This is a genomic window from Mycolicibacterium sp. Y3 (assembly GCF_051188035.1).
Lineage (GTDB): Bacteria > Actinomycetota > Actinomycetes > Mycobacteriales > Mycobacteriaceae > Mycobacterium > Mycobacterium fluoranthenivorans.
The window spans coordinates 3572752-3586071 of sequence record NZ_JAVQLT010000001.1 but is presented as its reverse complement, the minus strand read 5'-3'; the positions used below and the strand labels follow the sequence as shown (position 1 = coordinate 3586071).

The window sequence follows — 13320 nt, the reverse complement described above, 5'->3', positions numbered from 1 at the left end:
CCGGACAGCCACGTCGATGCCGGCGCCGGCGTGGCATGCGGCCCTGAGCGCGTGGGATGAACGAAGCACGCGATCAGGATCAAATCGCCGGCCGAGCTTGCCTGTCGGGGCGGGGCAATGAGTGAGTGGGCGCCCGTCGGCGCCGACAAGGAAGTCCGTATCGAGCGGATGACCAGCGGCGAGGTGGCGGCTGCGGTTGCACAGGGCGCACGCACCGCAATCCTCCCCCTGGCCGCCGTGGAGCAACACGGTCCGCATCTGCCGCTGTCGATGGACGCCGATCATGCCGACGAGCTCGCGATACGCGTGGCGCGCAAGCTCGGGGATGCACTGGTCCTGCCGACGGTGCGGGTCGGGTACTCACCGCACCACCTCGGTTTCCCGGGAACCCTGTCGCTACGCGCCTCCACGCTGGAAGCAATCTGCGAGGACTACGGCGCGAACTTGGCAGATTCGGGCTTCAACACCCTGGTGCTGTTCTCCGGGCACATTGGGAACTATCCGGTGATGCGCGAATTCGAGGCCCGGCTCGCCGCCACACTGGCACCTCTGTCGGTGATCGTCTTCACCGGCAGTCAGGCGATCCTCGACGCGTGGCGTGCCGCAGCGGAACCGTCCGGGCACCGCGACAGCGTCGGCGGGCACGCCGATATCGCCGAAACGTCGATCATGCTCGCGCTGGATCCCGAACGCGTGCGGGTCGATCGACTGGTTCCCGGCTACCAGGTGAGCACCTACGATGCCTTTCTCACCCGTGTGCTCGACGAAGGTCTCAAAGCCTTCTCCCCCAATGGCATTCTGGGCAATCCCATCGGAGCCGCTCCCGCGATCGGTCGCGCTTGCCTGGACGCGGTCACCGGGCTGATCACCGACTACGTCCGCAGCCGGGAAGCGCCGGTCCGTCCATCGAGCCAATCCCCCGCAGCGCCGCACGCTGCGTCCACCGAGGAAGACGAAACATGAACACTTTCACCGAGATCGGCTCCGGTGACACCGCCCACGACATGTCGCGGCTTCGCAGGCTGTACGGTCGGTATCCGACCGGCGTGGCCGCCATCTGCGCTGTGCGCGACAGTCAACCGGTAGGGATCGTGGCCACGTCATTCACCCCGGTGTCCATGGAACCCGCCTTGGTATCGATCTGCGTACAGCACACATCGACGACGTGGCCCCAGCTGTCGCGAGAAGACCATGTCGGGATCTCGGTGCTCGCCGAGGGACACGCGCAGCTGTCCCGTCAATTGGCGGCCAAGAACGCCGACCGCTTTGCCGGGCTGACCTGGTTCACCAGCGCTTCCTCCGCCGTCTTCCTCGCCGACGCCGCGGCCTGGCTCGACTGTCGGATCAGCACATCGATCACCGCAGGCGATCACGATGTCGTGCTGATGGAGGTGGTCAGTGCCGCCGACGATGAAACCGTATCGCCACTGATCTTCCACGACAGCCGTTTCCGGACGATAGTCACCGATGACAACCCCCAGTAAGGTCCGACCGCACGACGAGTTCCTGCCCCGCGCGGACCAACCGGCCTGGAAGATCGCGCAACTCGCCGCGGATCCCGCCACGGTGCCGGCCGAGACCAGGGCCATGGTGATCAACCGCATCATCGACAACGCTGCGGTTGCCGCCGCAGTCGCGCGCCGGCATTCCATCACCCTGGCGCGCGCCCAGGCCCGGGTACACCGGACCACGCCAGGCGCCGCGATCTTCGGCATCGAAGGCACCTACTCCGCCGAGTGGGCCGCCTTCGCCAATGGTGTCGCGGTCCACGAGCTTGAGCTGCACGACGCGTTCCCGGCCGCCGATGACGCGCACCCCGGCACCACCATTGCGGCGCTGACGGCCGTGGCACAGCAGACGGGGCTTCGCGGCACCGCTCTGGTCAACGGCATCGCGACCGCCTACGAGGTGTACATCGCCCTGATTAAGCGAACTCACCCGGCGCAGAGGGCGGTCGGTCATCCCGGACATGTGAGCACCGCGGTGGCGGCTGGCCTGGGCACCATGCTCCGGCTCTCCCCGGAGACCATCTACAGCGCCATCGCCGACACGGTCCAGTTGACTGCCTCCGGCCGCTGCCGCCGGCGGACTCTGGAGTCCGGCCGCAACGACTACGCACCCGCCTACGCAGGCAAGGTGGCGATCGAAGCTGTGGACCGCGCCATGCGCGGCGAACGCCACCCGCACCAACAAGAGGTCACCGGCGACAGCGGGTACGACTGGCTGCTGACCGAATACGACTCCGGGGCACGATTACCCGCGCCGGGTGGACCGAGGACGGCCATTCTCGACAGCTGCCCCCGAAAGCACTCTGCCGCCTACCACTGCCAAGCCTGGATCGATCTGGCCCTGGCGATGCGGGACCGGATCGGCCGGGTCGAGACGATCGAGTCCATCGTTTTGCACACCCGACAAGACGCTCACGTGACAGCCGACGCCGGAGATCCGCGTGTGTTCAACTCCCAGCCGGCGCGGGATGCACTCGCCCACTCGGTGCCGTACGTGTTCGCCGTTGCACTGCAAGACGGTGCCTGGCATCACGAACAGTCCTACACACCCGAGCGGTCGCAGCGGGCGGACACGATGGCCCTGTGCCAACAGATCTCCACCATCGGGAGTCCGGCAGAAATGGTCCTGGGTGCACGGGCCACGATCACGATGAAGTCCGGTGCGGTGATCACCGATGAACTCGCCGCCCCCGACGCACACCCGTCGGGCGCCCGCCCCTTCCAGCGCAGCGACTACATCGCCAAGTTCACCGAACTTGCCGAGGGGGTCATCGACAGGCGAGAGCAACAGCGCTTCCTGGACGTGGTCACCTGCCTGAGCGACCTGAAACGGGGAATGCTGGGCATGCTGAATCCTGTTATCAGCCAACATATCCTGGATGAAGCACCCGTCACGCACGGAATCTTCCCCTGAGCGCACGTGCCGCCGACACGTGACCTACCGTCTCCGGTTCGGCCCTACATAACGCGCCTCGCGCGCGATGGCGTCGAGATCTCCGGCGTCATACATCTCCTCGACGAGATCGCCGAACGCCGCCAAGATGGCGGCCCGCCGAATGGTGCCTTTGGCCGTGAGTTCGCCGGCTGACACCGACAGCTCCCGCGGAAGAACCCGGTACTTCTTCAGCTGATAGGGGCGTGCGAACTCGGCGTTCACCTCGTCGAGCCACGCGCTCAACGCGTCGTCGCGGTCCCGCGCCGTCAGCTTCTCGGCCTCTTGGCTCATGCTCAACAACACCGAGAGGTACTTTCGTCCGTCGCCCACGACGAAGGCCTCGTCGATGAGCGGGCTGGCCTTGAGACGCAGTTCGATCGGTTGCGGGTTCACCATCTTGCCGCCGCTGGTTTTCAGGACATCCTTCAACCGGCCGATGATCTTCACTTCGCCGTCGAGTGCGAGCTCCACCAGATCCCCGGTGCGGTACCAGCCGTCCGACATCGCCGACGCGGAGGCCTCGGGATTCTCCCAGTAGCCGACGAACAGGGAGGGACTGCGTAACTGCAATTCCCCTTCCGCGGAAACCCGTAGCTGCCAGCGCGGGTCCGGCAGGCACTTGCCGATGGTGCCGGGTGCCGGAAAGGACCGGTCCCATTGTGCCAGTACCGATCCGCAGGTTTCGGTGGTGCCGAACAGCTCTCGGAGGTCAAGGCCCCACATGTGCCAGAGCGCGGCCACATCGGGGGTCATGCTTCCCGACGCCGTCCAGGTCACCTGGATGCGATCCATACCCACCTTGGCGAGCAGCGGGACGAACACCAACTTGCGGGCTACCGAGTCGGCGGCACGCAAGTACCAGGGCAGTCCGCGTTGCTGCCAGCGCCGCGCACTGACCCGCCGGGCCACCGTCATCGCCAGGCGGTAGCGGAATCGGAACACCCTGCCCGATCCGGCTAGTGCCTGCAGAGCCTCGGCGGCCAGCTTCTCGTGCATCCGCGGGGGCCACAGCACCGCGGTGGGTCGGACTCCGATCAGCGCCGCGAGCCGCTCCTCGATGCTGCAGTGGGTGATGACCAGTCGGGTCATGATCGGTGCGTACACCGCGATGAGAGCCGGGGCGACGTGCGACAGGCCGAGGAAGCCGACGAGATCGTGACGTGTGCGCCCGAGTTCGGGATAGGACATCGCGAAACCGAGGACGGAATACTGGATCGTTCGGTGGGTGTGCGTCACCCCCTTGGGCGCACCCGTGGAGCCCGAGGTGTAGAACAGTCCCGCCGGTTGATCGACATCACCCGCCTCGACCAGCTTCTCGAAAAGCGCGGGGTCTGCGGCGGCCAGCCGGCGGCCATCGGCGCACATTTGCTGCCAGGTCTGCACCTCGACACCGCCGGCCAGACCCGACGGGCGGATGTCGAGCCCGACCGCGATCCGCAGCCGATCGAGGTCAGCACTCAGCGCGGCCACCTTCTCCGCATCGTCCTCGGTTTCGACGAAAATCGCGGTGGCCCCGCTGTTTTCCAACACGTGCCGAACCTCCGGGCCGGAACTGGTCTGGTGCACACCGACCGGGATACCTCCGACGCTCAGAATCGCCAGACCCGCGACCACCCATTCGGGGCGGGGCCCGGCCAGGATCGCCACGCGGTCACCCGCCGCGATGCCCGATCCGTGCAGGGCGAGCGCAATTGCGCGGACTTCATCGAGATAGGCACGCCAGGTGGTCGGGCGTATCGCGTCGACAGACCAGCTCTGGAATGCGACGGTGTCCGGCTCTGACCGCTCCCGGTCGCAGAGCATCTGTGGAAATGTCCGATCGACGGCCTCGAAGGCCGTCAGGGCCGAAAGCACCGGCCCGCTGCCACTTTTACCGGCACCCAACGGCGTCATAGCGGAATTCTCACCTATCAGCTCAGTTCCTCATTGAGGTTTTGACAGTTTGCGGCACAAGCCTCGGACTCGTCCCAGCGCCGAGGCGGGCAGCGGCGAAAACCGGCGGGGACCCCACCGCGTCGACCATGGCACCCCGAACCGCTAGAACGATCCCTATGTGAACAATGATTAACGTAATCGCGATGCATACTTCTTGTCAATGATGACCCGGCTGCGATCCGGGACACCTCCCCACTGCCATACATATGCCCACGTCCTCATCACTTTTCACGGTAAGGACGGCCGGCACGGGCCCGATCCGGCGGCTCCCGCAGCCGACGATGGCCTGAGGTTAATGTTCGATAACTGTGCGCGGGTCATCCGCGCGTCCGAGCGGCGCCGATCCTCACACCGCCCAATAGAGCGGGCGAGCGGGATATCGTGACGGGCATGACTGAAGGCCGCCCATCCGCCAGAGGTTCTCGGCGCGAGCTCTTGTTGAAGGTCGCCGCGGACCTCTTCATGGAGCATCCCTACGATTCCGTGACCGTCGGAATGGTGTGTGCGAAAGCAGGTATCTCCGCACCAGGTCTCTACCGTCACTTCCAGAACAAGCAGGCACTGCTGATCGCCGTCGTGGAGAATCCGATCGGCTCACTGCACGAGTTCGCCCGCAAGGTTGCCGAGGAGCAGGATGATCCGCACGCAGCGCTGACGACCATGGTGGACTTCCATATTCGAAGTGTCGTGGAAGGACCGCCGACTCCTCTGATCTTTCTCAAGAACGAACATGCATTTCCCGAAGCCGACCGACGACGGATTCGACGTGCGATGAATCTCTATGCTGAAGAATGGATCTCGGTCGTGGCGATCCTCCGCCCCGATCTATCGGATCCAGCCGTGCGCCTGCTGACCCAGACCGTCTTCTCGATGCTCAACGCCGCCGCAACGCTGCACAAGGGACTCGACCACGAGACGATCGTCACCACCATGTCCACCGCCGCCTACCACGCACTGACGGCCTCTTCCCGGCCACACGTCTGATCCGGGCTACTTCAGGAGCGCCCGGCTCATCACCACCCGCTGGATCTGATTCGTACCCTCGTAGATCTGCGTGATCTTGGCATCACGCATCATTCGCTCGACCGGAAAGTCGACCGTGTAACCGGCACCGCCGAACAGTTGGACCGCATCGGTGGTGACCTCCATCGCAATGTCGGAGGCAAAGCACTTCGATGCCGCCGAGATGAAGCCCAGGTTGCCCTCGCCCCGCTCGGCGCGGGCCGCGGCGTTGTACACCATCAACCGTGCTGCCTCGACCTTCATCGCCATGTCAGCGAGCATGAACTGCACGCCTTGAAAATCACTGATCGCCCGCCCGAACTGTCTGCGGCCCCTTGCGTATTCGATCGCCGCATCCAAAGCACCTTGAGCGATACCGACCGCTTGTGCTCCGATGGTCGGACGAGTGTGGTCCAACGTCGCCAACGCCGTCTTGAAACCGGTGCCCGGCTCGCCGATGATCCGGTCCCCCGGAATCCGGCAGTGCTCGAAGTACAACTCGACGGTCGGCGAACCCTTGATGCCGAGCTTGCGTTCCGCGGCGCCGACGGTGAAACCTTCGTCCTCGATATGGACCACGAATGCCGAGATCCCGTTGGTGCCCTTGTCGGGGTCGGTCACCGCCATCACGGTGTACCAGGTTGATTTGCCGCCGTTGGTGATCCACGCTTTGGTGCCGTCGAGAATCCAGTCTTCACCGTCTGCTCTTGCGCGCGTTCGCATGCCGGCTGCGTCGCTGCCCGCCTCACGTTCGGACAGCGCGTACGAGGCCAGCTGCCCACGCACGAGATCCGGTAGCACCCGCTTTTTGAGGTCTTCCGAGCCGTGCAGGATCAACCCCATGGTGCCCAGCTTGTTGACGGCCGGGATCAGCGACGCCGATGCGTCGACCCGGGCCACCTCTTCGATCACGATGCAGGTGGCCACCGAATCGGCGCCCTGACCGCCGTACAGCTCGGGCACGTGGACCGCGTTGAAGCTCGAGGCGGTCAGCGCCTCCAGCGCCTCTTGCGGGAATCGCGACTTCTCGTCGACATCCGCTGCGTGCGGTGCGATCTCCTTCTCGGCGAGCGCACGGATTGCAGCACGCAGTTCCTGGTGTTCCTCCGGCAGACAGAAGAGGTCGAACGACGATTGCACCATGGGTTCTCCTCTCAGCGATGGGTGGCTGTGCTGGCTTCCGATGGGGAAATGCCGGCGTCGGCCGGCGCTCCCCTGGACCACGACTCCAATCGGGTCCGGACCGAGGTCAGGTAGCGGGCCGCATCGGCCCCGTCGATGAGCCGATGGTCGTAGGTCAGCGACAGGTACACCATGGGCCGGGTGCGGATGAGCAGTGAACCATCGGTGTCACGTTCGGGCACAAGCCGTTCCGTCGCGGCACCGATGCCCAGGATGGCGGATTGGGGCTGGTTGATGATCGGAGTGTCGAACAGCGCCCCTCGACTTCCGGTATTGGTGATTGTGAACGTGCCGCCGCTCAGGTCGTCGGGTCGTATCGAGCCGTCGCGTACGGCCGCGGCCGCCGTTGCGATGGCCGTACCCGTCGCAACGACATCTCGGTGCTGCGCGTCACGGATCACCGGCACCATGAGGCCCTTCGGACCGTCCACGGCCACCCCCAGGTGCACTGAGCCGTGGTAGGTCACCTCAGAACAGTCGCTGTCGACCGTCGCGTTGATGATGGGGTGCTCGGCCAACGCATCGACCGCGGCCACCGCGATGAAGGGCAGATAGGACAGCCGGAAACCGGTTCGGTCGTGAAACTGCTGTTTCATCTGCGCACGCCGAGTCGCGACGGACGTGAGGTCGGCTTCGACGACAGTGGTGAGTTGTGCTGCGGTGTGCAGAGATTCGACCATCCGGCGCGCGATGGTCCGGCGGATGCGCGGGAGCTTCTCCACCCGGTCGATTCCGGCATCAGGGTCCGGCTGCGCAGCCGGCGGCGGCGCGCATTCGGGCGTGGGGTTGACCGCGGCCGCGGCGAGCGGTGCCGGCGCGGGTTCGGGTTCCGGTAGTGGTGGCGTCGGCAGGTCCGGGGCTTTGCTCGACGGTGCAGCGATGCTGAGCCTCGCGACGACGGCACCCACCATCACCAGGGCGTCCTCAGGTTCTGTGATCTGCACCAGGATGCCGGCTGCGGGAGCCGGAATCTCGGTGTCGACCTTGTCGGTGGACACCTCGAGCAGCGCTTCGTCTTGTTCGACCGGATCACCCACCGCCTTGAGCCACCGGGTGATGGTCGCCTCGGTGACACCTTCGCCGAGACTGGGCAGCGTCACCGAGATCTCATTTTCGGCAGTGGTCATGTCACACCGTCCCGACGAGATCGAGCGCCGCACCGACGATACTGTCGGTGTCGATGCCGTGATACCGGTACACGTCCTCCAACGAGCCGACCTGACCGAACCGGCTGACACCGAGCTGAATTCCCGGGACACCGTTGACTGCCGGGAGAAAGGCCAGGGTGTGCGGATGGCCGTCGAGGACGGTCACCATCGGTGCGACGCGGCCCGCCGGGAAGAGCTGATCCAGAATCCACGTCGGTCCGTCGCCGCGTCCCCGCCGGGCTTGCAATGCCTCGAACAGCAGTCCCGCACTGGTAACACAGACGACGTCGGCGTCGACGCCGTGGCGGGCGAGCTGGTCTGCTGCGGCCACAATCTCGGTCATCAGGGCGCCCATCCCGACCAGAGTCAGCGACGGGTGTGCGGCCCTGCGCAGCACGTATCCCCCGGCCAGAACATGCCGACGGCGGCGCTCCCGTCCCGCAGCATCCTCCGGAACTGCCGCCAGCAACTGGTCCACCGGTCGCGTGGACAACCGGATGTAGGCCGATGTTCCGTCGGGACGGCCGAGACGGCCGATGCACGACAGCAGTGTCCATTCGACATCGATGGCGAAAGCCGGCTCGTAGCTGACGCACCCCGGCTGTTCCAGACCGATGGACGGTGTCTTGATGGACTGGTGGGCACCGCCTTCCGCGGCCAAGGTGACACCGGACGGGGTGCCGACCAGGATCGACTGTCCACCGGCATAGATCCCGTACGACCACGGTTCCAGCGCGCGCTCGACGAACGGGTCGTACAGCACGCCGATGGGTAGCAGCGGTTGTCCCCACCGACTCCACGTCGCGCCGAGCTCCCCCATCAGCCCGACCAGATTGGTCTCGGCGATCCCCAGTTCCATGTGTTGACCGCTCGGCCGTTCACGCCAGTGCATGATGGTTTCCGGATCATCGTCGAACCAGTTGCGCCGCTCGCTCGGGGACCACACACCGACCTTGTTCAGCCAACCGGCCAGGTTCGTCGTCGAGCTCACGTCGGGGCTGACGGTCACCACCCGTTTGGCAGCCTCCGGCGCCTGTCGGCTGAGATCGAGCAGCGCGCGGCCCAGCGCGGCTTGAGTGGTCGCCGTACCCGAGGGGGTACGTCCGAGATCTGCCGGTATCGGCGGAGGGGTCATCATTTGCACCGGTTCGCGTTCGAGGCGTTGCGCCGTCTGCGCGCAGAGTCGGCCCGCCGCGGTATCAGGCTCGAATCGTGGCCAGGGATCGTCGACGTTCATGCCGAGTTCCGTAGCCAGCTGCTCGTACTGCTCCGTGGTGAGCAACGACGAGTGATTCTGCGGATGTCCCTGGGTCGGTAGCCCCCGGCCCTTGATCGTGTAGGCGATGATGACCGTCGGGCGCGTGTCGTCGATCTGCCCGTACGCCGCGCGCAGCGCAGAAAGATCGTGGCCACCGAGATTACGGATCGCTTGGAGCAGTTCCGCATCCTCCAACTCGGCCACCAGAGCGGCGATGGCCGACGTCTCCGGGCCGGATCCGGGTAGTCGTTGACGGAGTTCCTCTGCGGGGCAACGCAAGAGGCGCTGATACTCCGGATTGGGCATATCGAGAATCCTGTTGCGAAGCGCGGAACCACCCGGACGGGCGAACAGCGATTCCAACAGGGCGCCGAACTTGACAGTGATGACCTGCCAGCCCGCCGCAGTGAACATGGCCTCCAACCGCCCAGCGGCGATGTTCGGCACCACTCGGTCCAGCGACTGCCTGTTCAGGTCGATGATCCAGACGATCTCACCCAAGTCGGCCACCGAAGGGTCCAGGATCGCCTCCCATACCGCGCCTTCATCCAACTCTGCGTCGCCGACCAGCGAATACTGCCTGCCCTTGCCGATTGCACAGATCTGAGTGTCGACGTATCGGCGCGCGATCGCGCCCCAGATCGGCGCAGTGGCACCGATTCCCACCGATCCGGTCGAGTAGTCGACCGGATCGGGGTCCTTGGTGCGGCTCGGGTAGGACTGCAGACCGCCGAACTCGCGCAGCCTGGGCAGATAGGACGCGTCGAGTTCACCGATGAGGTAGTTGATGGCGTGGAGGACCGGTGAAGCGTGCGGCTTGACCGAGACCTGGTCGCCGGGCTGCAACTGCTCGAACCACAGGGACGTCATGATCGACACCATGGAGGCGCTGGAAGCCTGGTGACCGCCGACCTTCAGGCCACTGGTGTTCGGTCGAATTCGGTTGGCATGGTGAATGATCGCGGTCGACAACCATAGGACCCGCTGTTCGATCTCGTGAAGCGGCGTCGTGGTCGTGTCGATTTCGTGGGCAGTGTCGCGCACTGCGGCGTGGCCAGGCATCGAGCATCCTTGTCGGTGAGCGAGGTGTGGAAGCGGCGCCTCTGCACTGGACTCAGATCATGAGTCTGCGACCCTCCTCGTGCAGGACCCCTCGATAAGGGGACCCGACATCGCCGTGACGCATCGTCAGCCGAGGTACGGTTCGCTCGTGCAAAAAGTCATCTTCAGTGGACCAGCGCCTCAATGTCTGCGCAATACGCACCCATGTTCGTGTGCAATCTGCTCATCTGGTTCGACTCGAATCTTCTCAGGATGGGCATTGTGACAAACAAACCGCGCGTCGACGCGATCGATGCCAGGATCATCAAGGCGCTCAGTGATGATCCGCGGGCCACCGTGATCGCGCTCGCCGACGCCACCAGACTGTCCCGCAATACCGTCCAGGCACGCCTGGGCAAGTTGGAAAGCCATGGCGTACTTCGATCACTCGAACGCCGGATCGATCCCGCCGCAATCGGATACCCGATCACTGCGTTCATCCTGACCCGAGTGACACAGCGCAAACTTGCACAGATCGCCGCTTCTCTCGAGCAGATTCCCGAGGTGATCGAAGTCCACGGATTGGGCGGGGTCACCGACTTGATGATCCATGTGGTGGCGCGCGAAGCCGACGACCTCTACCGGATCGCCGGACAAATTCTGGACATCGACGGTGTCGAACAGACAACCACGTCGCTGGTGATGCGCAAGCTGGTCGACTACCGGATCACCCCGCTGCTCGACGACCTCATTCACCAGACCAGAGATTGATCGATCTGCCCACGAAGACACGTCCGATACGCAGTTGTCTTGGCAGAATGCGCGATATCGCCGATACGCGTTGTGCGACGGACCACCACAGTGTTCACTCAGTGGCACTCTCCCGACACGAACGGTGCTCCTCGTCCGAGGCGGCGCAAGGTCATGGAAGGTCACCGAGCCGGCCCACCGCTGGCCGGTTCCAACACAATCGACCCGAGGAGGGACGCCTCGATGAACACCAACGGGCAATCAGCGCAACGCACGTCGATGAGTTACGAACCGTTGACCCCCGTGGCATACCTCGACCGGGCGGCCAGTTGTCATGGGGACCGACGGGCCGTGGTCGATGGTGAGAACGAATGGACCTACCAAGAACTGCACCAACGGTCTGGGCAGCTCGCTGGGGCGTTGGCACAGGTGTCGTCGGGCCGGCCCGTAGCGGTGCTGGCTCCGAACTCGCACGTTCTGCTGGAGTCCCATTTCGGCGTACCGTGGTCCGGGTCGCCGTTGATCGCACTCAACACACGCCTCTCAGCAACCGAGATTTGCTACATGCTCAGTCATTCGGAGGCCTCCGTACTCATCTACGACGCGGATTATGCGGAGGTCGTCGAACGCGTGCGCACACAGATGAGCGCTCCGCCCCTCCTAGTGCAGGCAGGCGATGACCAGCAGGGCGACTATGAGCAGATGTTGACGGCAGCCTCGCCGGTACGGCGCACGCCGAAGGACGAACTGGGTTTGCTGTCCGTCAATTACACCTCGGGGACCACGGGAAAACCCAAGGGCGTGATGTACTCTCATCGCGGCGCCTATCTGCAGGCACTGGCCATGGTCGGTCACACAGGCTTGTCACCGTCGGCCGTCTACCTCTGGACACTTCCGATGTTCCACTGCAACGGGTGGTGTTTCCCGTGGGCGATCACAGCCGCAGCGGGCACACATGTGTGCTTGCGCAAAGTCGACCCCTCGGATGTCTGGCGACTGATCCGCACGCACGGCGTCACGCACCTCAACGGCGCTCCGACCGTGCTGTCGATGATCGCGTACGCAGATGAGGCGGACACCATCGAAGGCACGCCTGTGCGAGTCACCACCGGGGGCGCACCGCCCTCGCCGGCCATCCTGCGCCGTATGACGGCACTTGGATTCGACGTCACCCATCTGTACGGATTGACCGAAACCTATGGGCCCGCCGCGATCTGCGATTGGCGTCCAGAGTGGGACGAACTCGACCTTGACTCGCGTGCAAAGAGGAAAGCCCGGCAGGGCGTCGCGAACATGATCTCCTGCGATATTCGCGTACTCGCTGACAGCGGCGCCGACGTGCCTTCGGACGGCATGAGCACCGGTGAGATCGCTCTGCGCGGCAACAACGTGATGCTTGGGTATCTCCATGACCCGGAAGCCACCGCATCGGCGGCACCGGACGGCTGGTTCAGAACCGGCGACCTGGGTGTGCGCCATCCCGACGGGTACATCGAATTACGCGACCGCAGTACAGACGTGATCATCTCGGGTGGAGAGAACATCGCCTCGGTAGAGATCGAGCAAGCGATCATGGAGCACCCTGCCGTTCTCGACGTTGCGGTCATCGCCGTACCCGACGCTCAGTGGGGTGAAGTTCCGGCCGCCCACGTCGCGCTCAAGCCTGGCTGCGTCGCGACTGCCGACGACATCATCGATCACGTGCGTTCGACCATCGCGCGATTCAAGGCGCCCAAACACGTCATTTTTGGTGACCTACCAAAGACATCCACGGGCAAGACTCAGAAGTACCTTTTACGAGAAGGCGCCTGGCAAGGCCGGGAGAATCGCGTTCAGTAACGTCGTGAGGATGCCGGCGGTGCGAACGCGTCACGCTGCGATCTTCAGGGACCGGCGATATAGGACCCGGCGCGGGCAGCAATCCTCAATAGGAGCCCGGGAGACCGACCCGCGCGACCTATGACGGCAGGATCAGCGTGCCGATGGCGCCAGTGGTCCGCCGCCGCATGGCGAACATTCTGCGAAGGGTGCGGCTCTCGACACCGAGTCACGTGCGCAATC

Annotated in this window: 10 protein-coding genes; 6 read left to right on the top strand and 4 right to left on the bottom strand. The window is 64.7% G+C overall.

Features of this window, described 5'->3' with window-relative positions; translation table 11 throughout:
• Positions 1-117: 117 nt before the first annotated feature.
• Genes QN239_RS17475 through QN239_RS17465 form a run of 3 tightly spaced genes read left to right on the top strand, consistent with a single transcriptional unit; the run spans position 118 to position 2922 of the window.
• Positions 118-963, top strand: coding sequence for a creatininase family protein (locus QN239_RS17475; protein ID WP_499012284.1), 846 nt, complete (start codon positions 118-120; stop codon positions 961-963).
• The gene (locus QN239_RS17470) at positions 960-1484 is read left to right on the top strand and encodes a flavin reductase family protein (RefSeq protein ID WP_499012282.1); all 525 of its coding nucleotides are present in this window, start codon (positions 960-962) and stop codon (positions 1482-1484) included. Before QN239_RS17475 ends, QN239_RS17470 begins: the two co-directional genes overlap by 4 nt.
• Entirely contained in the window at positions 1468-2922 is a 1455-nt protein-coding gene (locus QN239_RS17465; protein ID WP_499012280.1) for an MmgE/PrpD family protein, read from the top strand. Before QN239_RS17470 ends, QN239_RS17465 begins: the two co-directional genes overlap by 17 nt.
• 24 nt (positions 2923-2946) lie before the next feature.
• Here the strand turns inward: QN239_RS17465 and QN239_RS17460 are convergent, their stop codons facing one another.
• Positions 2947-4836 carry an AMP-dependent synthetase/ligase gene (locus QN239_RS17460; protein WP_499012277.1) on the bottom strand — a complete coding sequence of 630 codons (1890 nt, stop codon included), beginning with the start codon at positions 4834-4836 and terminating at the stop codon, positions 2947-2949.
• 432 nt (positions 4837-5268) lie between these two features.
• Here QN239_RS17460 and QN239_RS17455 point away from each other — a divergent pair, with 432 nt between their 5' ends.
• Complete coding sequence (locus QN239_RS17455) at positions 5269-5862, top strand: TetR/AcrR family transcriptional regulator (RefSeq protein WP_499012275.1); 594 nt, start codon at positions 5269-5271, stop codon at positions 5860-5862.
• A 6-nt stretch (positions 5863-5868) separates the two neighbouring features.
• Here QN239_RS17455 and QN239_RS17450 read toward each other — a convergent pair whose 3' ends face one another.
• Genes QN239_RS17450 through QN239_RS17440 form a run of 3 tightly spaced genes read right to left on the bottom strand, consistent with a single transcriptional unit; the run spans position 5869 to position 10530 of the window.
• Positions 5869-7023, bottom strand: a complete 1155-nt coding sequence (locus QN239_RS17450; RefSeq protein WP_499012273.1) for an acyl-CoA dehydrogenase — start codon at positions 7021-7023, stop codon at positions 5869-5871.
• An 11-nt stretch (positions 7024-7034) separates the two neighbouring features.
• Positions 7035-8189, bottom strand: coding sequence for a 2-oxo acid dehydrogenase subunit E2 (locus tag QN239_RS17445; RefSeq protein ID WP_499012271.1), 1155 nt, complete (start codon positions 8187-8189; stop codon positions 7035-7037).
• 1 nt (position 8190) lies between these two features.
• Positions 8191-10530, bottom strand: coding sequence for a thiamine pyrophosphate-binding protein (locus QN239_RS17440; protein WP_499012267.1), 2340 nt, complete (start codon positions 10528-10530; stop codon positions 8191-8193).
• Positions 10531-10782: 252 nt separating this feature from the next.
• Between QN239_RS17440 and QN239_RS17435 the strand changes: the two genes are divergently transcribed.
• Together QN239_RS17435 and QN239_RS17430 are read left to right on the top strand one after the other, a co-directional pair.
• Positions 10783-11280, top strand: coding sequence for an Lrp/AsnC family transcriptional regulator (locus QN239_RS17435; RefSeq protein WP_499012265.1), 498 nt, complete (start codon positions 10783-10785; stop codon positions 11278-11280).
• A gap of 222 nt (positions 11281-11502) precedes the next feature.
• On the top strand, positions 11503-13098 hold the full coding sequence (locus QN239_RS17430) for an AMP-binding protein (RefSeq protein WP_499012263.1): 1596 nt from the start codon (positions 11503-11505) through the stop codon (positions 13096-13098).
• Positions 13099-13320 lie beyond the last annotated feature (222 nt).